At 41.4% G+C, this 26771-nt stretch carries 23 protein-coding genes; 5 read left to right on the top strand and 18 right to left on the bottom strand.

The annotated features are described in order from the left end of the window. Positions 1-38 precede the first annotated feature (38 nt). From FKV42_RS09165 to FKV42_RS09130, 8 genes are all read right to left on the bottom strand, one after another. Entirely contained in the window at positions 39-893 is an 855-nt protein-coding gene (locus tag FKV42_RS09165; RefSeq protein WP_328287521.1) for a DNA-3-methyladenine glycosylase family protein, read from the bottom strand. After that, complete coding sequence (locus FKV42_RS09160; RefSeq protein ID WP_154809917.1) at positions 877-2280, bottom strand: ADP-dependent glucokinase/phosphofructokinase; 1404 nt, start codon at positions 2278-2280, stop codon at positions 877-879. Before FKV42_RS09160 ends, FKV42_RS09165 begins: the two co-directional genes overlap by 17 nt. Before the next feature lie 3 nt (positions 2281-2283). Then, a complete protein-coding gene (pfkC, locus tag FKV42_RS09155) occupies positions 2284-3771 on the bottom strand; it encodes an ADP-specific phosphofructokinase (RefSeq protein WP_154809916.1) in 1488 nt (495 codons plus the stop codon). A gap of 118 nt (positions 3772-3889) precedes the next feature. Beyond that, positions 3890-4831 (bottom strand): N-acetyl-gamma-glutamyl-phosphate reductase, encoded by a 942-nt coding sequence (gene argC / locus FKV42_RS09150; RefSeq protein WP_154809915.1) that lies wholly within the window; start codon positions 4829-4831, stop codon positions 3890-3892. A gap of 53 nt (positions 4832-4884) precedes the next feature. Then, positions 4885-6069, bottom strand: a complete 1185-nt coding sequence (gene argJ / locus FKV42_RS09145; protein WP_154809914.1) for a bifunctional ornithine acetyltransferase/N-acetylglutamate synthase — start codon at positions 6067-6069, stop codon at positions 4885-4887. Between the two features lie 69 nt (positions 6070-6138). After that, a complete protein-coding gene (locus FKV42_RS09140; RefSeq protein ID WP_154809913.1) occupies positions 6139-6606 on the bottom strand; it encodes a CBS domain-containing protein in 468 nt (155 codons plus the stop codon). 229 nt (positions 6607-6835) lie between these two features. Then, positions 6836-7315: a hypothetical protein gene (locus FKV42_RS09135; RefSeq protein WP_154809912.1), complete on the bottom strand. Its 480-nt coding sequence runs from the start codon at positions 7313-7315 to the stop codon at positions 6836-6838. A gap of 341 nt (positions 7316-7656) precedes the next feature. Further along, positions 7657-8334: a nucleotidyltransferase domain-containing protein gene (locus FKV42_RS09130; RefSeq protein ID WP_154809911.1), complete on the bottom strand. Its 678-nt coding sequence runs from the start codon at positions 8332-8334 to the stop codon at positions 7657-7659. A gap of 297 nt (positions 8335-8631) precedes the next feature. Between FKV42_RS09130 and FKV42_RS09125 the strand changes: the two genes are divergently transcribed. Beyond that, a complete protein-coding gene (locus FKV42_RS09125; protein ID WP_154809910.1) occupies positions 8632-9516 on the top strand; it encodes a hypothetical protein in 885 nt (294 codons plus the stop codon). 2 nt (positions 9517-9518) lie between these two features. After that, positions 9519-10391 (top strand): hypothetical protein, encoded by an 873-nt coding sequence (locus tag FKV42_RS09120; RefSeq protein ID WP_154809909.1) that lies wholly within the window; start codon positions 9519-9521, stop codon positions 10389-10391. On the opposite strand, the gene FKV42_RS14230 is transcribed toward FKV42_RS09120, so the two are convergent. From FKV42_RS14230 to FKV42_RS09095, 6 genes are all read right to left on the bottom strand, one after another. Beyond that, a complete protein-coding gene (locus FKV42_RS14230) occupies positions 10388-10510 on the bottom strand; it encodes a hypothetical protein (RefSeq protein WP_268865976.1) in 123 nt (40 codons plus the stop codon). The two genes, FKV42_RS09120 and FKV42_RS14230, sit on opposite strands and share 4 nt — an antisense overlap. A gap of 38 nt (positions 10511-10548) precedes the next feature. Beyond that, on the bottom strand, positions 10549-11007 hold the full coding sequence (locus FKV42_RS09115; RefSeq protein WP_154809908.1) for a hypothetical protein: 459 nt from the start codon (positions 11005-11007) through the stop codon (positions 10549-10551). A gap of 217 nt (positions 11008-11224) precedes the next feature. Further along, positions 11225-12406, bottom strand: coding sequence for an ACR3 family arsenite efflux transporter (arsB, locus tag FKV42_RS09110; protein WP_154809907.1), 1182 nt, complete (start codon positions 12404-12406; stop codon positions 11225-11227). Positions 12407-12598: 192 nt separating this feature from the next. Beyond that, a complete protein-coding gene (locus tag FKV42_RS09105) occupies positions 12599-13147 on the bottom strand; it encodes a ferredoxin domain-containing protein (RefSeq protein ID WP_154809906.1) in 549 nt (182 codons plus the stop codon). 115 nt (positions 13148-13262) lie between these two features. Further along, positions 13263-14378, bottom strand: a complete 1116-nt coding sequence (locus tag FKV42_RS09100) for a GTP-binding protein (protein ID WP_154809905.1) — start codon at positions 14376-14378, stop codon at positions 13263-13265. A 131-nt stretch (positions 14379-14509) separates the two neighbouring features. Next, positions 14510-17902: a PAS domain S-box protein gene (locus tag FKV42_RS09095; protein WP_154809904.1), complete on the bottom strand. Its 3393-nt coding sequence runs from the start codon at positions 17900-17902 to the stop codon at positions 14510-14512. Between the two features lie 296 nt (positions 17903-18198). On the opposite strand from FKV42_RS09095, the gene FKV42_RS09090 reads away from it, so the two are divergent. Beyond that, positions 18199-18627 (top strand): nucleoside 2-deoxyribosyltransferase, encoded by a 429-nt coding sequence (locus tag FKV42_RS09090; RefSeq protein ID WP_154809903.1) that lies wholly within the window; start codon positions 18199-18201, stop codon positions 18625-18627. Positions 18628-18681: 54 nt separating this feature from the next. Here FKV42_RS09090 and FKV42_RS09085 read toward each other — a convergent pair whose 3' ends face one another. Both FKV42_RS09085 and FKV42_RS09080 read right to left on the bottom strand, forming a co-directional pair. Then, on the bottom strand, positions 18682-19317 hold the full coding sequence (locus FKV42_RS09085; RefSeq protein WP_394348060.1) for a TIGR00296 family protein: 636 nt from the start codon (positions 19315-19317) through the stop codon (positions 18682-18684). Between the two features lie 53 nt (positions 19318-19370). Beyond that, the gene (locus tag FKV42_RS09080; protein ID WP_154809902.1) at positions 19371-20603 is read right to left on the bottom strand and encodes a phosphoglycerate kinase; all 1233 of its coding nucleotides are present in this window, start codon (positions 20601-20603) and stop codon (positions 19371-19373) included. 214 nt (positions 20604-20817) lie between these two features. Between FKV42_RS09080 and FKV42_RS09075 the strand changes: the two genes are divergently transcribed. Next, positions 20818-21381 carry a flavodoxin family protein gene (locus FKV42_RS09075; RefSeq protein ID WP_154809901.1) on the top strand — a complete coding sequence of 188 codons (564 nt, stop codon included), beginning with the start codon at positions 20818-20820 and terminating at the stop codon, positions 21379-21381. 167 nt (positions 21382-21548) lie between these two features. Continuing rightward, positions 21549-23492 carry an acetate--CoA ligase gene (acs, locus tag FKV42_RS09070; protein WP_154809900.1) on the top strand — a complete coding sequence of 648 codons (1944 nt, stop codon included), beginning with the start codon at positions 21549-21551 and terminating at the stop codon, positions 23490-23492. Positions 23493-23542: 50 nt separating this feature from the next. Here the strand turns inward: acs (FKV42_RS09070) and FKV42_RS09065 are convergent, their stop codons facing one another. Together FKV42_RS09065 and acs (FKV42_RS09060) are read right to left on the bottom strand one after the other, a co-directional pair. Next, positions 23543-24622, bottom strand: coding sequence for a phosphotransacetylase family protein (locus FKV42_RS09065; protein ID WP_154809899.1), 1080 nt, complete (start codon positions 24620-24622; stop codon positions 23543-23545). 12 nt (positions 24623-24634) lie between these two features. Next, complete coding sequence (gene acs / locus FKV42_RS09060) at positions 24635-26734, bottom strand: acetate--CoA ligase alpha subunit (protein WP_154809898.1); 2100 nt, start codon at positions 26732-26734, stop codon at positions 24635-24637. Positions 26735-26771: the final 37 nt, after the last annotated feature.

The following is a 26771-nucleotide window of genomic DNA, read 5'->3' as shown; positions in this document are numbered from 1 at the left end:
TTTCAGTTTATTGTTAGCCTGACCTGCAAATGTAGATTTCAGAGTCCTTCAAGCCTTTTCTGGTAGAAGAAATACTGCTGTGCGTAGCCACAGTATCTGCCAAAATACATTCTTCCCCAGTTTCCAATCTTGCTTTTTGTGGCATTCCCATTGAAATATTCATGGTGACCGTAAACTGTTTTCACAACCTTTTCAACATGAGTGTCCACAGGAAATGCCTCCATTTTCTCAAATGCAAAAAGAAGAATACAATCAGCAACTTTTTCCCCGATACCCTCAAGGAACATAAGTCGCTGTTTGGCTTCCTCGTAGTCCACCTTAAAAATGTCATCAAGAATTAGAGTGCCATCCTCAACATGCTTTGCAGCTTTTATCACACGGCCACCCCTAAAACCAAGTTTGCAGGCCCGCAGATCTTCATCACATGCATGAACAAGTGCATGCGGTTCAGGAAAACTGAAGTAACCGTCTTCAATTTCCTTCCCGTAGTTCTCACACATCAGGGATATTGCACGCTTGATGTTAGGAATACTCCATGCAGTTGCAAGCATGTATGATATCAGACACTCCCATGGATCCTGCCTGATAAGATGTAGCCCCATGTATTTGTTTATGGCTTCATCCATGAATTCATCCTTATTCACTTCCTGAAGAATGGAATCAAGGTCATCATCAAAGCGGAAGTAATTCTCAAAGAATTCTTTAGGCAAAGAACAGTCCACCAGAACCTCACCATTGCCCTTATCCTGCTGTAACCTTGCGACGTGACCATTCACAACCCCTGTCCACCAGCCATCAACAAGATCCCAGCGAAAGACCTGCCCGCAATCAAGAGTATAATCCAGATTGAAATTCTCTGAGAAAAGAGTGTACATGTCAGGAACTGAGTTCAAGCTCCCTTAAAAAAATAGCGGCTGATATGGTGTCACCAAGCCCCACGGTTGAAACTGGCTCGTCACAGATACGTGTCGGAACAATAGCTACCTGATATGAATTATGTATTCCACATACAGTACTGCACTGCCATTTATCCTCAATGTTTTGTGCCATTTTTGCAGTTTCCTTTTTGCCAAATTCACTTTCCGGAATCTTAGATGCAATTTCAAGCAATGTATTTCTGTCGGCAAGTTTACCGGAACATGCAAAAGCCGCAGCGCATGAGGCTCCGAAATTCATTGCCTCGATTATAATTTCAGGGTCATCGTTATTAACGCATGATACGGAAAGGACGAGTTCCCTTGTATGAACAAGCATCCTGCAAAGTCCCGAATCCTTGCATAAAGAAATTGCAGCACCTGCAATTCCCACCGAATCCATTTCAAGAATTGGTTTTGGATCCATGCCATTTAATCCTGCAAGCATGGCAAGTTCATCTTCATTCATCCCTATTCTATCGACGACGGTTGATAATTTAGAGAAAGCATATAATGCAATGTCATCTGATGAAAAATGACCGAATTCAACATGGATGTACAAATCCTTGCGAATATTTTTCCAGCTTTGAAGTTGCTTCAAGGATGAATCCAGTTTTTCCTTATAGTCTGGAGAAATATTTGAAGAATTATTATGAGATGAATCATTCTCATTCTCCTGAAGCATATGATAACCGGAAATTATAGCTCCATCAATTTCTACAATATGAGCCAATGAATATTTCCTGAATTCTTCATCCATATGAAGTTCAAAATTCAACGGGTCGTAGGTTGCTATGAACCTGTTTTCCCTTGGAATAGTGAACTCATGTCCTGAAAAGGACACTACATCGCCTTTACTGAAATCAAAAACAAAATGTATGAGCTCTGGTTTATTGGTATTTACCGGAAGTATTTTTTGCAGTTCTGAGCTTTTGTAGAGTTTGCCTTCAAATGGAAGATAAATCGCCTTATTGGAAAAAAAAGAAAGCTGCAACTTCGATAGACTTGCTACATTAGGGACAACCCTGGAAGCTCCAAGTTCTGAAAGGACGTTGGACATTATTCCCATATTACCGCCCATCCTCATAAAAGAGCCATCAATGAAGGTCTTCTTAATCCATTCAAACACAGCTGAGTCTTTTATCATCCACTCTGCGCCTGAACCTTCGCGCATACAGGTGAGAAGACCTGCAAGAAAATCAGATTTTGAAGAAATTGAACCGGGAGGATAAGCGAGTTTTTTTTGGAGTGTATCTGAAAATGCAGAATCTTCGACCTCAAATTCTGTGATTATATTAGACAGTTCACTGCCACCTATATGGTAAATTGAATCGATATTGGCATTATAAGCACAGAGAATATTCATCAGTTACTCCGTTATTCTGCATACGTTTATTTTTGGCATTTTTGCCAGTAAAGCAACAAAAGCACCTGCTGAGATAGCATCACCAATTCCAACCGTTGCAACAGGGTCTTTTACAACCTTGGACGGGACAATTATAAGATTGTGATCCGGCGCGCTTATGCATCCGTCCTCGAAATCTTCAGCCGAACAGATATTGTTCCTGACCAGGTGCTTCTCAAGTTCTATAAGGTCCTTGTAACCCTCATCATAAACCGGTACACCAAGGCCAATATCCGTGTCATCGATACTTGTAATATTACCTGTCGCAGCCTGTGTAGCTGCCACGGCTGATGCGAAAAGTAGTGCCTGACGATGTGCATCTGCATCAAGTGGATGGTCCTTTGAGACAACGCAAATGTAGAACCCAAGTGAGTGGATATGCACTCTCTGAAGCTCCAGTTCCTTGAGTAACATTACAGCGCCTTCATAAAGTGAAACTATGCTGTTCTCGCCTTTGTTGATAACAGAATATGCCAGTTCCTCATAACCAAGGACATTGAGGGCGTTTGCAACTTCCACGGTGTCAAGACCAAGAGAAGTTACATGCTTTTTGACAATCTCTGTGAGTAATGCCTTACGAATCACCTTGTTCTGTATGGATGTAAATTCCACATGCAGTCGCATCTGAGGATTACAGCCTTTCAGGCGTTCTATTACATTAACAGCACGCTCCACATAATCCTTGTATGTGGTGCCATCATCATACTCTTCCTTGATCATCTGGTAACCTGAAAGTATTGCACCGTCTATGTCTTCCCTGATATCAGAAAGCTGCTCGTACATTTCAGGACTCATGTCAATGCGCAGCCATTTTGGTCTTGATGAAACTATAAGTCGATTGTCTCTTGGAACCACAAACTCTTCACCTGAACATCTGAAACGCATACCTTTGGAGAATTCAAGTATCCAATTGATCTTAGACTTTTGATCGGGATCGTATGCTTCCTTTGGATGCTTAAGATATAGCTTGCCGTTCTCTATAACAGGATGTTTCAGGTTTGGAGAATCGACAAAATAATCCGCCTGATCTTTTGATAGCCAGGGAACATAAGTAATTACATTCTTCACACCAAGGTTTGCAAGTAAGTTTGAGATTATTCCTGCCTGACCGCCCATGCGTGCAGAGTCAAAGACCATGTTGTCCATGAGCCATTCATGAAGGTCAGATGTATAAGTTGGAACCTCGGCAGCTTTACCGTCTCGCATTGCGATTATAAGTCTTGCCAGAAAATCAGCCGGTTCGTTGATCTCACGAGGATAAGCGATTATTCTTTCCCTCACTTGCTCATAACCAATGATACTTGTGAGCTTTTTGATGTCATCCTTGCGCACATGCTTCATGGCATCAACGTTGCTGTTATAAGCCACGAACACGCCCTGTACGTTTGAAAGCTCGCCCTTTACAGTGGAAACGGCTTCAACGTAACGTTTTTCCCATTCCTCAATCTCCATTATTTCACCCAATTGATATTAATTGTTTAGAGAGTATTTATACGCAATGGATGAGAGAAAATTGTGGAAAAATGAAGAAGAAATAAAAAATGCGATTTAAAGAATTAATTAACCGATCTCAAAGGAGACCGGTCGTTTCATCCATGCCAAGCATGATGTTCATGTTCTGTATTGCAGCACCTGATGCACCTTTGCCAAGGTTGTCCAGACGTGAGATTATCTGAATCTGTTCATCGTTGCCGTAGATATAAATATCAGAATAATTGGTGTCGTTGCTTCCCTGAACATCAAAAGCATTGTCTACAAGGTCATCAGCGTCGTCTACTACGTGAACGCGGATGAATATTGAATCTCCGAAATATTTCTGGTAGATCTCATACAAGTCCTGCTTTGTTACAGTTTTTTCCAGATCTTTCACTGATAGAGGTAATGTAACTGCCAATCCCCTTGGGAAATTAGAAACAACAGGCATGAGAATCGGATTTACATTAAGACCGCAGCGTACTCTGACCTCTGGCACATGTTTATGTGTCAGACCAAGTGCATACTGCCTTGGAGCTTTGTAAGCTTGTTCTTCTGTAGTCTCGTATGTTTCGATCATCTTTTTTCCACCACCGGTGTATCCGGTGATTGAGAACAACGGAACTGCTGTGTCCTTTGAAATGATACCTTCTTCCACAAGAGGATAAAGTGCAACTACGGATGCGCTTGCGTGACAACCAGGATTTGAAACCCTGCTTGCTCCGGCTACATTTCCCCTGTGTTTGGCAGAGAGTTCAGGCAACCCATAAGCCCATGAATCGTTTGTACGGTTTGCTGTGGATGCATCAATGATCCTTGTATCAGGATTTGTTACCAGACCTACAGTGTCTGCAACAGCTTCATCCGGCAGACACAGGAACACCAGATCTGCCTCATTGAGCAGCTTGGTTCTCAGCTCCCTGTTATGACGCTCTTCGTATGGAATCTCCAGTATCTCTACTTCCGGGTGCTTTGCCAGACGCTCGTTTACCAGTAAGCCGGTCGTTCCGTGTTGACCGTCCACATATATCTTGTACATTATCTTCCTCGAAATCAATAATTGTCAATTAAATTAGTAATCAGGTAATATGGTCAGGTTGTATACTCTGCATTTATCCTGACATAATCGTAGGTCAGGTCACAACCCCACGCAGTTGCACTCTTATCACCCATGCCAAGGTCGGTGATGATGTAAATTTCATCCTCTGCCATGATCTCTTTTAATTTGGAAAGGGTTTCGTCATCGTTCCTGACAACCTCACCGTCCTTTACAAGTTCCACAACCTCGGTTCCTGCTGAGAATGAAAGGGAGATCTTCTCAGGTATAATATCAGCACCCGAATAGCCTGCTGCAACTACAATGCGTCCCCAGTTTGGATCCTGACCGAATATTGCGGTTTTTACAAGTGGAGAGCGAACAATTGCTTTGGTTACAAGACATGCATCCTCTTCTGTTGCTGCACCAGTTACCTTAGATTCAATGAGCTTGGTAGCACCTTCACCATCAACTGCTATCATCTTTGCCAGCTCGGTGAGAACAAAGTCAAGACCTGCCTGAAGGTCAGAAACTTCAGGAGTGATGCCGGATTGTCCTGTGGCTGTCACAAGTACCATATCGTTGGTGCTTGTGTCACCGTCTACTACTATCATATTGAAACTCTTGTCAACGGCAACAGCCAGGCATGACTGTAATACATCAGGGTGAACTTCTGCATCGGTATACACGAAAGCAAGCATTGTACCCATGTTCGGCTCGATCATACCGGCACCTTTGGCAATGCCAGCTATGCGGATGCCACAATCCATCTCGATTGCAATTTCCTTTGGGACTGTGTCGGTTGTCATGATTGATCGTGCTGCTTTCATGCTTGCATCGCCGTCTTCACCCAGCGAGTCAAGAACCTCGTCAATATGAGCACTTATCCACCCGGTGTCAAGTTTGCGACCTACAACACCTGTGGAAGCCACACCTATGAGTTCCTCGCTGACATCGAGTTTTGATGCGAGGGCAGATGCCATGATCCTTGCATCTGCGAGACCCTGAACACCTGTGAAAGCATTGGCATTGCCGCTGTTCACAATCACGCCTGAGAGTCTGCCGGTCTTTGCGATATGCTCCCTTGTTACTACAAGAGGAGCTGCAATAACCTTGTTCCTGGTGTAGACTCCGGCAGCGTTTCCTTCTGCCTGAATGATTGCCAGTCCCATCTTTCCGGGTTTGATTCCACCGGCACGCACGCCTTTTACAGCACAGATACCGCCTTCAATGAATTTCATGATATGCCTTCTGCTCGATTTGAATATCTTTTTGTAATTGTAATTTTTATAGTTAGAATTTGGCCGAACTCACAATTGTCCGAGACCGGCGATGATGTCACCACGTGTTACAATGCCCACAAGCGTGCCATCCTCGTTTACTACAGGAAGACGGTTGATCTTGTGTTTGCTCAGGATTGTGGCAGCATCCTCGATGAATGTATCAGGACCTACTGCGTAAACACTCTTGGTCATTATTTCCTTGATAGGTTTTGAACCAAAGTCCTCAAGCATGTCCTTGGTCTCTTCCCAGTTGAGCAGCTCGCGAATTGGTACTTCGATAACCTCAAAAGGACTTGGAAGCCACAGACCACCATGTTCAGGAACCTCAAGCAGTTTAAGAATGTCTCCCTCTGAAACAATGCCAATTACCTTGTCGCCATCCACTACCGGAAGACCACTGATCTTTTCCTGCTTCAGGAGTTGTGCTACCTCCCTGATAGGTGTTTCAGAGGAACAGGTTACAACTTCAGTGTTCATTACATCTTTTACGTCCATGATTATACCTTACTTTACTATGATATTTCAGGATTTGCACCTAATGGTTGCAGTATTCCACATAGTCTATGATTTTTTGAATATAGGGTGGAAAAGTGGTTGCAGGGGTATAATGGTTGCGCTTTGGTGGTTATTGTAGAAAGAGATGCGTTTTCAGATTACGCCAAGTAAAGGAAATAACCATAGATAAGGGAGATAAAACATAATGTGAAGACAGAAAAGATTATACTTAATCGATACCGCGAACAATAAACACAAGCAATAAAATCAGAATTGCTGCAATGAATAAATATTCCTTTTTTCGAGATGCAACTGAAGCTCCTATTATTAAATGAATAATTGAAAATGGTAACATGTCCAGAATCGAGGATATAATTCGATTCCATGTTAAAAACATGAAAATATTGTTTGAATAATTTAGGACAGCATATAGGAAATCCAAATAAAACATTGTCAATGAGAACAGTGCCAATCCTAATATTGCAGATGATAATTTATTTTTGGTGTAGTATGCATAACAAATTACTGTAAAAGTTGGGACTAAAATAAAAGGGGGCGATAAATCCCCACCTGGTTGCAAAACCCAGAATAATGCATACAGAAAGGGGATGCCTAATATAAAGAATATGGAACTTGATGGATTTTTAATGGCGGTCTTAAGCCAAAGAACATATTTTGTTTTATTACTTGTACAAAGTTTGAGCCCCATCAGTAATAAAATATGAATGTCATGCATATATTTTTTTGTGTCGTATCATTCTACATTAAATTTTGATGCAAGTAGCCTAATCACCCTGATGAAAGAAAGACTTCTAACAACTGTTCTTAAATCTCTTTTTCATTTATATGCAATCCTGGATTTTGTTGAGGCGATTGAATATGTAGAAATTTATTTTCTATGATCCAGACTAATCGGAAATCCTCATTCCAATAAAAAACTCAAAAACAGAAGCAAACGAATAGTTTAACAAACCGTTCCCACAGGTCAATCTCAAAATCCAAACTATGTAGGTTATATGCTTCTTTCTTGAACAGACACAATCTACTCAATTAATCAGCTTTGTATTCTATAATCACTTCCGCCGCCCAATTGAAGAGCAACTCAGAGAGTGGCTCAAACTTAGACTGCACCACAGAAGGTTGCGTTCTAATCATAATACCAGTTTGCAGTATCTCCCGTTCCAGTGGCCCCAGTACTGAGATCAGCTCTTTTTTGAGTTTTATATAAGTTCCCGTTTGGTCATAATGAACCGCCTGTACGGTGAAAGCAGCTGTTTTATACAGGGCTTTCAACATCTCCGCATCTTTCTCATGCACCATATTGTGACCACACATATGGTATATATTACAGGCTCCGATTCGGATAGCACGATGAATATCTTCTTTTTTAATTGTCTTCAACAGAAAGTCAATGTTTCCGTAAATCGGTGTAGTGTCATAATAGAACTGGAACAAATCGGATTTTTCCCAATTGACTAGTTCCTGTCTCCCGGAGATAAAACCACATGCCATCTCCCTGTTAGGAAGTGTGTCTAGAACAGCACTGTATGCCTTCAAATCCTGCACATCCACACGGTCGAGTATAACAACCGCGTCAATATCGCTGCTCTCCGTTGCTTCACCGCGCCCACGGCTCCCCTGAAGCCCGACAAACACCAGCCGGGAAGTAAACAGGGATTTCACCTTTTCTAAGTATTCTTTCATCCAGATGTCAATATCAAAGCTCATGTACTCTTCCTATATTCGGTATATTGAAGATTATACCTTCAAGTTTCATACAAATAAATAATTTCCTCAAGTCAGCAAATATATGCCAGCAGAGAACGCCAGATAAAAAAATTATCATGAAATTTTAACAAAAAATTGATCAGAGGATTTGTAACACCTACCTGCCTCACAACTAACTCACCATTGTCCTTTGCTGCGATGAACTCTGACAATAGGTATGATGAAATAAGGACTATATTAACTACATAAATGTTTTATAGATTACAAGAAATTATTGTTTAAAGACTTGTGATATATATGACAATCAGGAAGAGAATAATTGTACAATTGATATTAATTGCTTTATTTGCTAGTGTTTTTTTGATTGCAACAGTAAATGCTATTGAAAATGACTCAAACGCATGCTTTGAAGAATACGAAAATGACCCGGAAATATTTGCATGTCGTGGAAAGCTTCCTGATATAATGGATAAAGAATGGAATAACTCAATTAAGAATTGCTGGCTAAATCTCACAAGAATGGGAAGATCTGAATTTGATAGTTCTTTCAGAGCCATAAGTTCCAGAGACAGAATATTAAATGTTTATTTGAATTCTGATTATCAGGATGAGGTTGATGAGGCGAGAATTGATAAGATTTACAACATAATAGAAAATTACTGTGAAGAGCAAGAGGGAATCAGTGAAGTTCCTGTTGTTTTCCTGTGGCAGGATGATGAAATGTGGTTCCCGGAATATGGTCATGAAAGTTTTGAAAGAATACAGAATGAATCATGGCTTATAACCACAAGGGGAACAGTTCCCGAAATTGACGAACTCAGCGAGAAAATTGCGTGGACTGACAAACTCACAAAAGTCACAGAAAATGTTGAAGGACTGGAACAATATTATTATGACCTGTACGGAGAGAGAACTGTATTTGGGTTTGGTGTTCACCTTAACGGCTATATTACAGTAGAGTTCAATTCAGAAACTCCGGAACTGATTAACGAATCTGTAATCAATGATATTTACCAGATAATAGATGAAAAGGCTGAAGAAGAGGGAATCAATGACGTGCCTGTGGTCTTTAGATGGTCAGAAAAAGACATTGAGGAAACAGAGATTGAAGCGACACCCGGTTTTACTTCAATTATGTTAGTTCTGGGACTTGCGCTGGTAATTGGGATCAGGAGGGCATGATTATGTTAGGGAGAAAAATCAGAGGAGCATTGCAAATTGCACTACTTGTCACTCTATTGTTAACTGGCACCGCATACGCTTTTACGAGTGACCTAGAAGACAGCCCGCGGTTCATAACAACCAGAGGAACAGTTCCCGACACAATCAGCCAGGAATGGGATAATTCAATAATTGAATGCTATTTTAATTTAACAAAAAACAAACCTTATTCTCAATTTGATATTTCCATCGCCAGCTACGGTGCTCACCGGGATAATTGGATTGAAGTAGAACTGGACCCGGCTTATCAGGAAGAGATTAACGAAACAAGAATTGATGAGATATACACAAAAATAACCGTTTATTGCGAACAAAATTACAATCTCAGTGAAGTTCCAATAGTTTTCATGTGGACAGATTCCGACTATTCGCTACCTGATCTGGGACAAAATGGTTTTGAAGAGGCAGAGAAACTGTCCGGTTTCATAGAAGCCAGAGGAACAATACCGGATATAACTGAAAGTGGGAAGAAAAGAGAATGGTATGGACTGCTATATGCAAATGCCCCTGTGTCAAAAATTGAGGCGTATATGGTTTCAAATGGAGGACATGTGGTAAGTTTTGGAACTGATATCAATGGATACCTGACTGTGGACTTTGATTCTACTTACCAGACAACTGTGAATGAATCAACAATAGACGAAATGTATGAACTTATCGAGGCTCATTACGAAAAAGCAGGTATAAATGATGTACCAGTAGTTTTTGTAGGAGGCGTAGAGATAATTCTTGATGAGGGAGAAGAGGCTCCTTCTGAAACAAATATATTACCTGATTTCAGCTCAGAAATGCTAGTATTCATGCTTTTCATGGCAATTGGATTAAGGAGAAACTAATAAAAATCAAGGATGGACGAATAATCCATCCTATTGATAATTAAATCATCCGGGTCACCTGATTTCGGATCGCTTCTCTGTGCACCGGCGCCGTGGACATCCATCCATACTTCGTTCATGCAACCAATAAATGTTCAAATGAAAAGGTGCTGAACAATTAAAATCCAAATAATGATGTTACGTCCATTACCACACTGGCAACGGTATATTTTACAGTACTTGTAACAGTCACAGGTTCCACAACAATCTCACCGTTGTCCTTTGCTGCAATGAACCTTGACAATGGGTCTGATACCCTGAGAACAGACCTTATGCTGAAGTCATTTGCACCTACAACCATGGTCGCACCAAAGTCTTCATCCTTATCAACTTCTTCAAATGTTGTGATGACTGCATCTTCCGTAATGGCCTTGATGTAGACCTCATCTCCTTCATCATCGACTATTACAAGCTTTATAGTCTCATCACCCAGAAGAGTTACAAGATAAGAGGGAACAGCATCCACATTAGCATTGTATTCATCTATATCATTTTCAAGATCATCAACAATATCCGCGCTGGCAACTGGCATCAGCAACATCATAAATAACAGTGAGATCACAATTATATTTTTCATCCACGTCCTCCATATTCAATTTATCCTTTTCGTACCCCACCATAGGCAATACAGCTACTATTGAAATATCCAGCACCCATATGCACCATTAAGCCATCATATTAGCAACAATATTTTTGCACATAATCCAAATATATGGCTAATGTGAAGAAGAGTTAGTTGTCCATCTAATAAATAGATGACCATAAAGAAAAGATAATAAAAGAGAAAAGGGGATTCAGCTGAACCATTCTTCCGTCCGCAGGCAAATCCTTACAAGCATCAACATCACAGGAACTTCAATAAGAACTCCTACAACAGTTGCAAGAGCAGCACCTGATGACAATCCGAACAGTATAGTTGACGTGGCAATAGCTACTTCAAAATGATTAGACGCTCCTATCATTGCAGAAGGAGCAGCGTCCTTATAGCTCAGTTTCAGCAGCTTTGCAAGCACATATCCAAGAGTGAAGATGAACACAGTTTGTATGAAAAGCGGTACAGCTATCCACAGAATTGTCAATGGCTGTGACATTATAACCTCACCCTTGAAACTGAAAAGCAATATCAATGTAATCAACAAAGCTGTAATGGTCACCGGTGTCAGCAAATGGACAAAACTTGTTTTGAACCATTCCTCACCCTTTGCACGTATTATCAGTTTTCTGGAAATATAGCCTGCTGCCAGCGGAAGTGCTACATATATCCCAATGGACAATGCCAGCGCCTGCCATGGAACCGGAAGTTTTCCAACACCAAGCAGGAAACCTCCCAAAGGACCATAGAGGAAAAGCATGGTCAGTGAGTTTATTGCAACCATCACAAGCGTGTGGCAGTCATTTCCACGTGCAAGGTATCCCCACACAAGCACCATGGCAGTACATGGAGCAATTCCCAGAAGAATGCAACCTGCAAGATAACTTCTCCACAGCGGCACCTCAAGCATTTTAATCCCATCCTGCAAAACAACTGTACCTTCTCCATAACTTGCACCAACCGGCAGGTCAAGTCCGAAGGGCATTTTTACAATGTCAGTTGCTTCAGGACCGATAAATCCAAGGAAAACTGTACCAAGGAAGAAAATAGAGATAGCATACATGGTGAAAGGCTTGATAGCCCAGTTGATGAATAGTGTAAGACCAACAGGCCTGATGTTCTGACCTGCTTTGAGCACCTCACCGAAATCAATCTTTACCATAATGGGATACATCATGAAAAACAAACAGATAGCGATAGGTATTGATACCACCGGAGCCTCATCAACATATATTGACAGACTGTCAAGATAAAGTGCAACTCCCGGTGCAAATCTGCCAAGCAGGATACCGGCAACAATACATAGAATTACCCACACAGGAAGGTATCTTTCAAAGAAAGCAAGGCCTTGCGGCTGCTTAGTAATACATGCTTTTGTAGCCATGAAATATTTCCCCACAGATGTTTCTTCCATACTAACTGAAAGCTAAACCTATTATATTACCCTAAAACACATTTTAGAGATGTATATTAAATACATAAAAGAAAATGAACTGAAAACTTATAAGAGTTATTCAGGGAAAAAAAGAGAAATAAATAATAAAATTGTCTTAACCTGTAACAGTCAAACGGCTATTCACCTTGTCGATGCTCTGTCAAAGAATATATTCTTACCTTTAACACTCAATGGAATTGCCATTGCAACATCTGCATCAATCATGCCTGAATAACATGCAGCTGCACCGGCAGAATAAAGAATCCTGTTATCAATACACAAATCCTTTGCCTTGGCAGCAGCGCATCCAACAGCAATTCCCAGATCCACATACTTGATCATGCAGTGCGGACCGGTAAATTCTACCTTTACTTTCTTGTGCATAACCATATCGGCACAGGTCTCATATCCGCATGCACCACAATTAAGTGAACTCACACCAGAAGACTTCAGGCCAATGATTACAAGACAATCAGCATCTTTCACATTCTGAGCATCACGAATCAGGAATTTCAGACCTTTGGTCTCACTGAGCTCCTCCATCTTATCAGCAAGATCCATTCTGTCATCATCATTGAACAAATAGGTCACAATATCATCAACACCCTTACCTTTTGGTGCTGTTCTTGCAGCCACAAGAATAGTATTTGCAAGCGTTTCAAGTACTTCAAGTTCAGGATTCTGCTTCATAAAAGAAAAAATGCTTCAATGATATTTAGACATTCACATAAAACTGGACAGGACAGGAACTATTCCTGCCCAAAAAAGTAACAAAATCAGAGTGCTTTTTCTTTACAGTGTCTGTTTAATCATGATGATGACCATGTTTGTGATTATGCTCATGGTTATGCTCGTGGTAGTGACCATCTTCATGGTGGTGCCCATGATCGTGATCATGGTGATCGTGAGTAGAACTTACTTTCTCAAAAGATACAGCTTCCTTTTCCAGATTACTCTGGATACACCCATCCACGATATGCACAAGTTCCTCTTTATCAACCTTTGTCACAGCACTCAGGAACTTGAGGTGTTCTTCCCCGTCACCTTTCTCATCGAGAATCTCAACCACGGGTTCACCATCCGATGATGTCAGGCTACCCTTTACAAGACCTGAAGATGACTTGAAACTTATCTTAACATGACCCACAAAATCAGGATTTATCTCCTTAACCTTGTCCTTGATATTCACAAGTGTATGAACCAGCATGTTAGTTATCTGATCCGTATCTTTACCATTGGAAGTAATAGAATACTCACCTGCATATGATCCGACACCTGAGACTTCCATGGAATTCACATCTTCACGTTCCTGATGTAACTCACTTTCACCGGTCAACAAATCCATGAATCTCTCAAACTTATCATCGGCATTCTTTGCGGAGAACTCTACAACAATAGCATCAGGATTTATCTCCAGTGCCTTCTGTGTTGAAGATGCAATAGTTTCCCTGTCAACAAGATCGATCTTATTGATACAAACGATCTCAGACTCCTTGATCTGGTTCTCAATGAACTTTGGAATCTGTTCCCACTCTGCACCAAACCTGCTGGCATCAATAAGTGTAACAACCGGTGCGAAGGAAACTTCACCAAGGTCCATAAGCTCAATGTGCTCCTTGATCTGGAGAGGGAATGCAATTCCCGTAGGCTCAATAATAACAACGTCAGGGTTGTAATCCTCAATGAGGCTATCCAATGTTAGTTCCATGGTAACCTTGAGTGAGCAACATATACAACCGCTTGTAAGTTCCTTTGTAACAAGTCCGCTGCTTGAGATTGTTGCACCATCTACTCCAACCTCTCCAACCTCATTGACAATTATGGCTATCTTGTGACCCTTATCAATGAGATGTTTTCCGAGATTCCTTAGAGTAGTAGTTTTGCCACTGCCAAGAAAACCGCCTATAATTATGACTTTCATTTTTTCACCGTGGGTAATACCTTAATTAGTGTCTGCAGTAAGTGTAGGTCCTAAAGCAAATATACCCTTTAATCTAAGTATTGGACTAAAAAGTTTTTGAAAAATGATTGTAAAAAAATAATTATAGACAGTTATGATTGTACCAGAGGAAGACGGACATGAACAGTTGTTCCTTTACCTTCTTCACTGTTGACGTAAATATCGCCTTTATGGTCTTCAACTATTTTCTTACATATATATAGACCAAGACCGGTCCCCCCGTACCTTCTCTTCACAGAAGAATCAACCTGGTAGAAACGCTGGAAAAGCATCGGTATCTTATCCTCTGGAATACCAATGCCTGTGTCCATTACATCCAGATACATCGAATCCTCGGACACATGTGCTGAAACAGTAACTTTACCACCATCAGGAGTAAATTTTACAGCATTATCGATCAGGTTCACAAAAACATCCATCATCTTGTCACGGTCAACAACAACCTGTGGCATATCAGATGGGATGTCAGTGATAAGTTCTATGTTCTTGCTTGTAGCCTGAAGTGCAAGGTCCTGAACAGAATGATCAATAACATCCTTTATCTCAAGCATTTCAAAAGAATAATTTAATTTGCCGGACTGTGCCCGACTCAGATACAACAACGAATCCACAAGCCTGCGCAGGCGTTCCGAATTCCTGAGAACCGTCTCTACAGCCTTCTGCTGCTGCTCGTTCACTTCACCAAGGGTTCCGTCCGAAATAAGCTGGCTGTATCCCTGAATGGATGTCAACGGTGTTTTAAATTCATGACTTACGTTTGAGAGGAAATCATCTTTCATCCTATCCAGAGATTTTAATTCCTCGTTGGCCTCTGAAAGTTCCTCGTTGGCCTTTGAAAGCTCTTCGTTGACCTTGGAGAGTTCATCGGCATACTTACGCAATGTATCTTCTGATTTCTGACGCTGGATAAGTTTCCACATTCCTTCCATGAACAATGTCAGTTGCCGCACATCGGTCTTATCATAATCTTCTTCCTTGTTTCCAACACCGGCAACACCTACGATCTTTTTTCCATCAAATATTGGTATGCTCATATACCGCCTGAGACTGATATGCCCTTCAGGATAACCATGTTTTAACGGATTTGGAGCTTCGAAATCATTTACAATAACAGCTTTCTTCTGCCTGATAGGCTCTCCCCAAAGGCCCGTTTCTTCAATAGCGTACTCCAGCTTCTTTCCCTTCACCCTGCATCTGTCCATGATACTCTTAGACCAGGAATAAATAGTAAGCTTAGTACCGGTATCATTGAGAAAAGCAAGATAACCTATTTTACTCTGTGTCAACCTTACAGCCTCTTCTTGTACAAAGTCTGCAACGCCAGTGAGAGATAGGTCTGTGACGTGGCTTATTTTCAGTAATGCTTCCAGACGTGATTCATCAAGACGCAATGCCTCTTCTGCCTTTTTACGAATAGAAACATCACCGTAGATACCAATGCCTCCAAGCATAGTTCCGTCGTCTGCAAGATTGGGACTGAAATCTGCTTTAAGATAAAGGTCTTTACCACTGATAACAGTATGAAATTTACCTTCAAAATGACCGTCCTTCCTTGAAAGAACATCTGAAACTGCCTTTTTCATGCCCTCATCCTGTGTTTGGGTGACCATGTTAAAACCAATTACGTCATCCTTATTTTCCACCCCTATTATCTGAAGGAATTTCTCATTGCAATGGGTAACAATACCCTCAGCATTAAAATGGAAAATTCCTACCGGAGAGTTCTCAAAGATGAGGCGGTATTTCTTCTCGGCTTCATGTACAGCTTCTTCGGCCTTTTTACGTTCCGTTATATCCTGTAATGCCCCGGTGACATGCACAACCTTGCCATCTTTTATTATTGGATGGCCAATCGTTCTTACCCATTTGCGGGTACCTTTAGCTGTGATCATTTCCAGTTCAAGGTCGTAAGGTTTGCCTTCTTTCACAGCATCATTTACCGCTTTTTTGATAATTTTCTTTGACTCGGGAGAATAGAAACTTAGCCCCATTTCAACATCAGTAGGAGTTGAAGGATCTAATTCATGGATTTGTGCAATTTCAGGCGTCCATGTCCCCTCCCCTGTTGCGGGATCGAATTCCCAGCCCCCTATTTTGGCTATCCTGCTGACCTCGGCAAGAAGCGCTTCACTCTTTTGAAGTTTTTCTTCCGCCTTTTTCCTTTCCGTGATATCTATGATGATACCTTGATAGTAAGCTGGATTGCCTTTTTCATCTCTTATCAGATGGGACCTTTCCGTAACCCAGCGAACCTTCCCGGATTTTGTCATAAGACGATATTCCTTTGAGAAAAACATCTTACCCTGAATTTCAAGCTCAGATACATCACTGCGTACATAATCCCGGTCATCTGGATGGATTATGTCTCCGTAATTCATTTTACCTGAAGTCAGGTCCGCAGGAGTATAACCGAACTGCAAAATATTCTCTGAAACAAAAGCAATCGGCCAGTCTTTTTCGGCACTCCATAGAAATGCCACAACCGGACTCATTCTATAGATATCTTCCAGTTTTTCTATGGATTTGAACTTGTCACGCAGTGTTTTGTGGTCGATGGTCTGCTCTACAAGCTTGCCGATGGTACCTATCATGCCGCTGTAATTACCTTCATCATCCGTAAGAGGAAGCAGGAAACCGCTATGATATATGAACTGACCATCGGGTTTGATAAATGGAAAAACATTATAACTTCTTGATTGCAAATCCTCTTTGACAGCCTGGAAAACATCAACAAATCCAGGGTCTTCACCCTCACCGCTTAGTGGTACGAAATTTGTCAGTTTCTTCCCGCATACATCGCTTTTTGACAAGCCGGATATAGATTCCATACCCTTGTTAAAAAAAACGATCTTATCATTTTCATCAACTGCCCAGAAACCTGTCCAGACTTTTTCAAGGATCTCATCCCTAAAATACTGACTCCTGCTTACATTTTTGCACGAGGAAGAACTCTGGAGTAGTGTCCACCTTCTATTCTTCTTAATGATGGTCCCGTCATGCATGCTGATAAGTTCGATCATCTCCATCCTTGAACGTGCTTCAAGGAGAAATGCAAAAAGACCTGTGATCTTTTTTGTCCTGATAAGGTCCATGGCCTTTTTCTCGAATTCTACAAAGCTATTCCATGAATCACCATCTACAATCGTGAATTTGTCAACGATTCTCAGACCATTGTAGCCTTCAGCAATTGCAAGATTGTACGTCTCTTCCCATTTCAGAAGATCTATATCAGAAACAGCGCCTTTTCCGGCAATGTAGCATTCATTACACTGCGAAAATATCAATTGTCCTTTCTCAACATATTTATCAACATCAAGTCCTGCATCTTTTAGCAATTCTTTAACATTATCAACATCAAACTGTCCTGCCACACTCCAGAAGCAGCACTCATCGTTCCTGAGTCCTGCATCAAAAAAAGAAGCAACTGCATCCATAAGTTGATTTGTGGTATCGTAGAGCAGGGAGTATGAATTACCCGGTGTCAAATCCTCTGCAAAATCGATGTCTGACTGAATAGTCTGTATAGTAATGATATAACCCCGCGAATGTAAATATGAAATAAGATTCCATTGCCAAGAACAACATAAATTAGTTCACTATTACTTTATCCAACTCTTATATTAAATTAGTTGCTTTTTCAGTCTGCATAGCGTATCCTGTAAGTCAATTAAAGGTTTCATTTTCCATATAAATTGATATATTATTTTCACCCCGCTTACAACACTATTATTAAGCAGGTGGTCAATTATACATTTCTCTTAATCTAATGGATGGAATATTAATGGATGGAAAAAAACAAATATACTTAGCAGGGCCACTTTTTTCGCAGGCGGAGAGGGACTTTAACGTACTGCTCAGGGACAAACTGGTTGAAATGGGATTCTCAGTTTTCCTGCCACAGGAGGACGGTAACGATACCGAATCAAGCCGTATGGAGGACAGGCAGAAAACAATTTTTGACAATGATGTACAGGGAATTGATAACTCGGATATTGTACTGGCAGTTCTTGATGGTGGCAGCGATGTGGATTCAGGAACAGCATGGGAAATGGGTTATGCCTATGCAAAAGGAATTCCAGTGCTTGGACTTAAGACCGACTTCAGGACATTCGGTGACGAAGGTATCGTTAATCTAATGATGGAGATGGCAATCGAAGCACTTGAACGAGATGTGGATTCCATTCTCAAAGTGCTTGAAAGCTACCTTTAAAGTAAAATAAGAAATTAATAGACTAAATAAGTAATATTCATGTCAGGTAACCGATTATTTACCTGAACATGACCCTTCCTTGAAATCTTTTTCTGTGACTTCGCCACGTGGCTCAGATTCACTAAATATCTGACCTTCAAAAGCATAAACCTCAGCACCTGTTACCCATGCATCATGAGGAAGACCTGCTTTTATGCATGTGTGATTCAGGAACTCTATTTCATCAAAATCATTCTCAGGAGCTACCTGTGGTAATAACAGACCCTGCCTGTAACCACTTTTAACAATAAGCCCATGTCTTCCTATTTTAATCGAAGATGGCAGGTCTTTTGGTGGAACATCAACAAGTTCAGGTTTTGTGAGTATGGTCACTTCCACAGTAATGTCATCCATCTCTGCTTTTTTCACCGGAGGAAATCTAGGGTCACGAAGAGCTGCTGAGAGGGCTGAATCTGTGATTGCACGCCTTAATGAAGAATCGGCATAAGGATGACCAATACAACCACGCAGGTCGTGGTTTTTGGCCAGGGTTACAAAAACTCCCCTAATTTCATCAAATATAGCAGGGAGCTGAATCTCTGAACCATCCATCATCTCTCCTGTTCTCAAATATAATTCGATGGCATCCCTGGCAAGCTGCACAGCCACCTGACCTTCGGTATCTGAAAGCAATTTTACCCCTTCACTCATAAGTAACACTCCTTTTTTGCTGATTTTTTATCATCAGCAAATCAATTTCGTTCTTATCTGTTAAGTCTGTATCGAGTGGCTGCAGTCTTAAGAGCTTCAATTCCCGGCAACGCTGCTCCTGCAAGATAATCTATACATGCTCCACCACCAGTACTGAGGTGAGAGAATTTATCTTCATAACCAAGGTTCCTCACTTCAGCTGAAATGTGACCGCCGCCTGCAATAGAATATTCTGACTGCACAGCAGCTTTGATGATCTCATGAGTACCAAGAGCAAATGGTTCAACTTCAGAAAGACCTGCCGGACCATTAAGAACCACAGTCTTTGCAGCTTTGATTTCATCAGAAAAAGAAACAATGGTCTCAAGACCAATATCATTAATTGGAAGGTTCCCATCAGGCAATTCACTTACATGAACTTCCACCCTTTTTCCACCATCATTAAAAGCAACATCAATAGGAAGTCCGATCTGACCATTGAATTTTGCAAGGATCGCTTTTCCTCTTTCTATCTGGTCAGTATAACCCTGTGATTCTATGAATTTCAGATTAGTAGAACCGATATCCACACCAGATGCTGCAAGCATAACGTTTGCAACAACACCTGTCACAAGCACTCTGTCAGCACCGCCATTACTGAGCACATTCTCAGCAACCGTCAGGGAATCATCCACCTTTGCACCACCAAGTACAAAGACACATGGCCTCTCCCCACCTTTTACACCCCTGTCAAGGGATGAGATCTCTTTCTCCATAACACGACCGGCACCTGTTGGAAGTGTTTCGGTAAAACCCATTATGGAAAGATGACTTCTGTGAGAAACAGCAAATGCATCGTTAAGGAATATATCGATAAGAGGAGATAGTTTTCGTACCATATGTGTGGTTGAGTGTTCGCTTGCAGGTCTTGTTATACTTTCTTCAGAATAGAATCGAACATTCTCAAGTAAGATCACATCGCCTTTTTTCATGGAAGCAATGGAAGAACGTGCATATGTTCCAAAAATATCGTCTACATACTTGACTTCCTTGCCAAGATATTGAGACATTCTCTGGGAATGTGGTTTCATGGTGGTGAAATCATTTTTTCCTGCACGGCTCTGGTGAGCCATAAGCACAACCTTTGCATCTTCAAGGTCTATTACAGTAGGAATATGGCTCTTAATTCTCATATCATCGAGAATATTACCTTCCATATCCATAGGAGTATTCAGATCCACTCTCACAAGTATGGTCTTGCCGTCCACATCAAAATCATCAATAGTAAGATAGTCCCTGCTAGTCAAACTTCCATCACCGCTTATTATAACCTGAATGACCAATGATCAATATATATAGTAAATAAGTCCACGTAGGTATATAAATGACATATATTGTCTAATTTTTTGTCATAACGAACTAATCGTATTATATCTTTTCCATTAAGGAAAAAAGGAAAGGCAGCCAAAAACTAATATTACTTGTATCATTACTTGTATTCCATTGCAAAATGGTGATCATATGAAGATACTCGGAATATCAGGAAGCCCAAAAGTTGGCCAGAATAATGATACTTTGATTAAAAAAGTGTTAGAAATCGCAAGTGAAAGAGGATTTGAAACTGATGCTGTTTTCCTCTCACAGTCCAAAGTTGCTCCATGTACTGCATGTGGAGTTTGCGCAAAAGGAGAAAAATGCGTAATTGATGATGACATGCAGCCAGTATATGACAAACTTTTAGAAGCAGATGCAATTGTGGTTTCTTCTCCGGTCTACTTCGGAACCATGACAGCACAGCTTAAAGCACTCTGTGACAGAAGTGTTGTCCACAGAAGACAGGGATTCAAGCTCAGCAACAAACTCGGTGCTGCAATGGCAATTGGTGGTTCAAGAAATGGTGGCCAGGAAAAGACAATCCAGACTATCCATGAGTGGATGCACATCCACGGAATGATAATTGTAGGTGACGGCGGACACTTTGGTGGAATTCTAAAGAAACCTGCTGCTGAAGATGAAGAAGGCATGAAAACAGCAGTCGATACAATCAACAAAGTCTGTGATGTCCTTGATATGATGAAGAAATAAAATATTTTCTTCATATCTTATTCTTTTTGTCACCTTTTCTTTGTACAACTATTGTTGATTGTTTCACAGAAGACCACGATAAACCATATAAACAAATTAATACAATCTTATTTTAGGGACAAATATAAGGATTTATTTAAAGGATTTATTTGTCTGTGGGTGTTACCATGGGAGAAAAATCAGGCCAATCTCAAAAAAGCGAAGCTCTATTTAAGGCACCGGAAGATTTCGCTGCAAACGCAAATATCAATGATCCTGATATTTACAGAATAGCTGAAGAAGATCCGGAAGGGTTCTGGGAAAAGAATGCAGAGAACATTGAGTGGTATAGCAAATGGGAGAAAGTTCTGGAATGGGAGCCTCCTCACTCAAAGTGGTTCGTTGGAGGAAAACTCAATGCATGTTACAATTGTCTTGATGTGAATCTCAAAAAACGTGCGGATAAGCATGCACTTATCTGGGAATCTGAGAGTGGTGAAATCCGCAAATATACATACAGAGAACTGCTTGACGAGGTCTGTAAATTTGCAAACGTACTCAAAGACCTAGGAGTCAAAAAAGGAGATATTGTTACGATATACCTCCCAATGATACCTCAGGTAATCATATCCATGCTCGCATGTGCGCGTATTGGTGCACCTCACAGTGTTGTTTTTGCAGCATTCTCCGGAGAATCTCTTGCAACCAGAATTGAAAATGCCAATAGCCGGGTACTTGTGACGTGTGATGGATATGCACGCCGTGGAAAAGTAGTTGAACAAAAGAACAAGGTAGATGACGGGATTAGCTCCAGTAAAATCGTGGACAAAGTTGTCGTTGTCAAGCATCAGGACAACGATGTTGAGATGAAAGAAGGAAGAGACATCTGGTGGCATGAAGTCATGGAAGGTGCAGACACTTCATGTGAACCTGAAATTATGGATTCCGAGGACATGCTCTTTTTGATGTATACCAGCGGTACTACGGGAAAACCAAAAGGAATCGTCCACACCACCGGTGGATATATGGTTGCAACCCATACAACAAGCAAATTCATCTTTGACCTGAAAGAAGACGACATCTACTGGTGTACTGCGGATTGCGGATGGATCACAGGACATTCATACATAGTTTACGGACCACTGGCCAACGGTACCACCCTTGTAACCTACGAAGGAGCGCCGGATTATCCTGAAAAGGACAGGTACTGGGACATAATCGAAAGACATAAGGTAACGATGCTTTACACTGCACCAACAGCCATCAGGACATTTATGAAATGGGGACCATCCTGGCCTCAGATGCATGACATGTCAACACTAAGGCTTATCGGTTCTGTGGGTGAACCGATCAATCCGGGTGCATGGCTGTGGTATCATGACAATATCGGACTTGGAAAGTGTCCGATAGTCGATACCTGGTGGCAGACCGAGACCGGAATGATAATGATATCAGCACTTCCGGGCATCACAACAACAAAACCAGGAAGTGCCACAATGGCATTCCCCGGAATTAAAGCTGCAGTCCTGGATGATAAAGGAAACGAAGTTGCACCTGGAGAAAATGGTTACCTTGCAATCCTCAATCCGTGGCCAAGTATGGTACGTACGGTGTTTGGTAATGAAGAGAGATTCATTGAAACTTACTGGAGCAAATGGGATAACAAGACATATTTTGCAGGTGACGGAGCAAAGAAAGACAAAGATGGTTATTTCTGGATAATTGGCCGTGTGGATGATGTCATTAAAGTTGCAGGACACCGTATTGGAAGTGCTGAATTTGAAAGCATCATGGTATCCCACCCCTCTGTAGCCGAGGCAGGAGTTGTTGGAAAAGAAGATGAACTCAAGGGTGAAGTCATCTACTGCTACGTAACCCTCAGAACAGGTGTAGAGGAAAGTGAAGATATCAAGAAAGAGCTCAGAATATATGTTGAAAGAAACATTGGTCCTTTTGCACGCCCTAAACAGATAATTTTTGCAGATGATCTGCCAAAAACAAGAAGTGGTAAGATCATGAGAAGAGTGCTCAAAGCAATTGCAAATGAAAAAGACCCGGGTGACCTTACAACTTTGCAGGATCCCGATGTTGTTCAGGCACTCAAGGAAAAAACAAAACTGTTTGAAGATTAAACGTTGAATGAAAATAAGAAAGATGGAAAGGGGAGGCTTACTCCCTTCTCTTATTCTTTTAACTTAACACCCATTTCCTCTGCGATGGCAGGGATATCAAGATGATTTTTCAATAGTTCGGTTATCCTGTCAATCTTTACCTGCTGTTTGATATGAGCATGACCAATGAGTTTTTCCACTCTTTCGATGGTATTCATGGTATCACCACGGGCAAGAATTACCGGAATTCCTGCTTCCTCAGCACTTGCAAGAACAGCACCGCTTGGACGCATGTTTCCTGAAAGGATTAAGCATTTGACCTTTGAGTCGATTGCTGCCATCTGTATATCTGCCCTGTCACCACCAGTAATAACTGCACTATTTGGCTGGCGCCTGATGTATTTTATTGCAGAACTGGCTTCCATTGCCCCTACCAAATAGTGTTCAACAAGCTGGTCCAGCTTATCCGGAGCGACAAGGACCTCTGCATGCAGATCCTCTACGATCTCAGAAATAAAGACCGAACGCAGGGTGTGATCCTCATAGATCACTCCAAATACCTTTATGCCTTTGCGTTCAAGGAACGGGACAATGATTTCGGTAACTCTGTCTTCCATACTCTGAGGAACCTCATTAAGAACAATACCTGAAAGCTTTGCCTTGTCGCCAATGATACGTACATCACAGAGTATCCTGTCTACTGCGGAGACCGAATTAAACCGTGCGACAAGCAACATAGGGATTCCAAGTTTAGATGCTACATCAGGATCGGAAAGGCCATATAGCGAACCGCCGCCAATCCAGCCTGTACCTTCCACAAATACAACATCCTTATCTTTTGAGATTTCAGAATATGCATCTGATAGTCTCATTTCAAGATCTTTTTCAACACCCCTGAGTGCATCATCTATGAGACTATCCGTAAGATGAATTGGAGTAACATATTTGGCAGGGTCATCAATTCCAAGTAAATTCTTTATGCCTTCGGAATCTTCATCCGTAAGAGAACCATCCACATCTATCAGAATGTTTCCCACAGGTTTCATGTAACCTATTTTTAAACCGTTTTCTTTGAATATTTTCCCCAGACCCATACATAGAGAGCTCTTACCAGAGAACTCTTCTGACGAACTAATCATTATTGAAGCCATATTACCATCTCCTTATTCATTTAGGTTCAGGGTGAACCTGATATCCATTGCAACACAACCCTGACCTTCGGGCATTACCATTAAAGGATTAATTTCAAATTCTAAAATTTCCGGAAAATCCGTTACAAGCTGCGACACCTTAAGCAGTGTCTGGATAATTGAATCAATATCTGACGCGGCTTCTCCTCTTACACCTGCTATCAGCGGATAGGTCTTTATCGAAGACACCATGTGTTTTGCCTCCTCCCTGGTGACAGGAGCAACTGCAAAAGAAACATCTTTCAGAAACTCGACATATGTTCCTCCGAGTCCGAACATAAGCAGTGGACCGAATTGCGGATCTCTGTCCATTCCAATGATAACTTCTTTTCCTCCGCTCATCATTTTCTGAAGCTGAACACCTGTAATAATAGCATCAGGCATGTAGTGCCTCACATCCGACATCATGGAATTGTAAGCACGTTCAACTTCATCAGCATGCTTGAGATTCAGACGGATTCCACCCACATCGCTCTTATGTGAAATATCAGGTGACAGAATCTTCATAACAACCGGATATCCCATATCCTCTGCCGCTTCAACAGCCTCATGGAGGTCCTTTGCGACCCTGGCATCCACAACCGGGATATCGTAAGCTTTCAGTATGTCCATTGATTCAAGACCATGCACCCTCCTTTTGTTTTTGGAGGCGCTCTCTATGAAAGAACGGGCATATTCCCTGTCAGCCGGCATCTCTTCCGGGTCACCGCGTTTGTGATTCTTTATTTTATAATAGGTACAGAGGGCATCCATACTTGCAACAGCCCTTTCTGCAGAAGAATAGTTTGGAATACCATGTTTACTGAGTATATCCTCACCAAGTGCTATCCTGGTGCCACCTGCAAAGTTACAGAGTATCGGTTTTTTAGATCCTTTAATTGTTGTTGCAATCTTTTCCGCAATACCTGGAACATCTGTCGTTGACTGAGGAGAAACAAGAAGAAGAATACCATCTACATTAGCATCATCCTGGACAACATCCAGAGCATATTCATAGAGATCAGGACTTGCATCTCCCAAAACATCTACGGGATCATAGAAATTTGCTGCAGGAGGTAATTTCTCCCTCAACCTTTCAACAGTTTTCTCTTCAAAAGAGGCTATCGTAAGACCTGCATAGTAACATGCATCAGCAGCCAGTATACCAAGACCGCCTGCATTGGTTATTATAGCAATGTTCCTGCCTTTTGGCAAAGGACAAACTGAAAAGGCACGGCTGTAATCGAGCATCTCTTCAATAGAATCTGCACGCAATACACCACTTTGTTTAAATGCAGCGTTATATGCGGCATCCGAACCTGCCAGTGTACCGGTGTGTGATGAAACTGCTTTAGAACCCACTGCGGTTCGCCCTGATTTAACAACAACAATTGGTTTTGAATGAGATACACGCTCGGCGATCTTTATGAATTCCGGGCCTTCTTTTACACCTTCAAGATACGCAGCAATCACTGCTGTAGATGAGTCATTTTCAAACAATTGCAAAAAGTCATTTTCCGAAAGAACCGCTTTATTACCAAGACTTATAAATTTAGAAAAGCCGACACCGATCCTTTCCGCCCAGTCCAGAGTTACAGAACATATCGCACCTGACTGAGACATCATGGCTATGTTTCCTTTGTATGCCATATTAGGCGCAAAGGATGCATTGAGTCCCGAAGCAGTATCAATTATACCTAAACAGTTCGGACCTATGAGCTTAATTCCATATTTTTCACATAATGCTATACATTCGCGTTCGAGGCGTGCACCTTCGATACCTGCTTCCTTGAAACCGGCTGATATAATTATTATATTTTTTACACCTGCCTGGCCACATTCATCAATGGAACCGGGAACCAACTTTGCAGGAACCACGATTATTGCAAGATCGACCTTTATCGATTCCGGGACATCAAGTATATTATGATAACACGGAAGCCCCAGGATCTCATCACTTTTCGGATTGATCGGTATGATCTTGAGCTTACTGTTCTGCATGAGATTATCAAGTACAGCTCTTCCTACCTTACCTTCTTTCCTGGACGCGCCTATAACGGCTACAGAATCTGGATTGAACATTTTTTCCAGCATGATTTCTTCCTGATATTTTTCATTTTATTATACAGTT

The sequence above is a fragment of the Methanolobus vulcani genome, from assembly GCF_006546655.1.
GTDB classification, from domain to species: domain Archaea; phylum Halobacteriota; class Methanosarcinia; order Methanosarcinales; family Methanosarcinaceae; genus Methanolobus; species Methanolobus vulcani_A.
Note: the sequence above shows the minus strand (reverse complement) of the source record. Positions and strands in the feature narration are given on the sequence as shown.

Bases quoted from the DNA above. Each gene is read 5' to 3' on its own strand.
- FKV42_RS09065 (WP_154809899.1), bottom strand. From the start codon at position 24,622: ATGGCTTCAATAATGATTAGTTCGTCAGAAGAGTTCTCTGGTAAGAGC.
- FKV42_RS09130 (WP_154809911.1), bottom strand. From the start codon at position 8,334: ATGAGCTTTGATATTGACATCTGGATGAAAGAATACTTAGAAAAGGTG.
- FKV42_RS09085 (WP_394348060.1), bottom strand. From the start codon at position 19,317: ATGAGTGAAGGGGTAAAATTGCTTTCAGATACCGAAGGTCAGGTGGCT.
- argJ (WP_154809914.1), bottom strand. From the start codon at position 6,069: ATGAAATTCATTGAAGGCGGTATCTGTGCTGTAAAAGGCGTGCGTGCC.
- FKV42_RS09160 (WP_154809917.1), bottom strand. From the start codon at position 2,280: ATGAATATTCTCTGTGCTTATAATGCCAATATCGATTCAATTTACCAT.
- FKV42_RS09140 (WP_154809913.1), bottom strand. From the start codon at position 6,606: ATGGACGTAAAAGATGTAATGAACACTGAAGTTGTAACCTGTTCCTCT.
- FKV42_RS09125 (WP_154809910.1), top strand. From the start codon at position 8,632: ATGACAATCAGGAAGAGAATAATTGTACAATTGATATTAATTGCTTTA.
- FKV42_RS14230 (WP_268865976.1), bottom strand. From the start codon at position 10,510: ATGAACGAAGTATGGATGGATGTCCACGGCGCCGGTGCACAGAGAAGC.
- FKV42_RS09120 (WP_154809909.1), top strand. From the start codon at position 9,519: ATGTTAGGGAGAAAAATCAGAGGAGCATTGCAAATTGCACTACTTGTC.
- FKV42_RS09100 (WP_154809905.1), bottom strand. From the start codon at position 14,378: ATGAAAGTCATAATTATAGGCGGTTTTCTTGGCAGTGGCAAAACTACT.
- FKV42_RS09135 (WP_154809912.1), bottom strand. From the start codon at position 7,315: ATGGGGCTCAAACTTTGTACAAGTAATAAAACAAAATATGTTCTTTGG.
- argC (WP_154809915.1), bottom strand. From the start codon at position 4,831: ATGTACAAGATATATGTGGACGGTCAACACGGAACGACCGGCTTACTG.
- arsB (WP_154809907.1), bottom strand. From the start codon at position 12,406: ATGGCTACAAAAGCATGTATTACTAAGCAGCCGCAAGGCCTTGCTTTC.
- FKV42_RS09115 (WP_154809908.1), bottom strand. From the start codon at position 11,007: ATGAAAAATATAATTGTGATCTCACTGTTATTTATGATGTTGCTGATG.
- FKV42_RS09090 (WP_154809903.1), top strand. From the start codon at position 18,199: ATGGATGGAAAAAAACAAATATACTTAGCAGGGCCACTTTTTTCGCAG.
- FKV42_RS09105 (WP_154809906.1), bottom strand. From the start codon at position 13,147: ATGAAGCAGAATCCTGAACTTGAAGTACTTGAAACGCTTGCAAATACT.
- acs (WP_154809900.1), top strand. From the start codon at position 21,549: ATGGGAGAAAAATCAGGCCAATCTCAAAAAAGCGAAGCTCTATTTAAG.
- pfkC (WP_154809916.1), bottom strand. From the start codon at position 3,771: ATGGAGATTGAGGAATGGGAAAAACGTTACGTTGAAGCCGTTTCCACT.
- FKV42_RS09075 (WP_154809901.1), top strand. From the start codon at position 20,818: ATGAAGATACTCGGAATATCAGGAAGCCCAAAAGTTGGCCAGAATAAT.
- acs (WP_154809898.1), bottom strand. From the start codon at position 26,734: ATGCTGGAAAAAATGTTCAATCCAGATTCTGTAGCCGTTATAGGCGCG.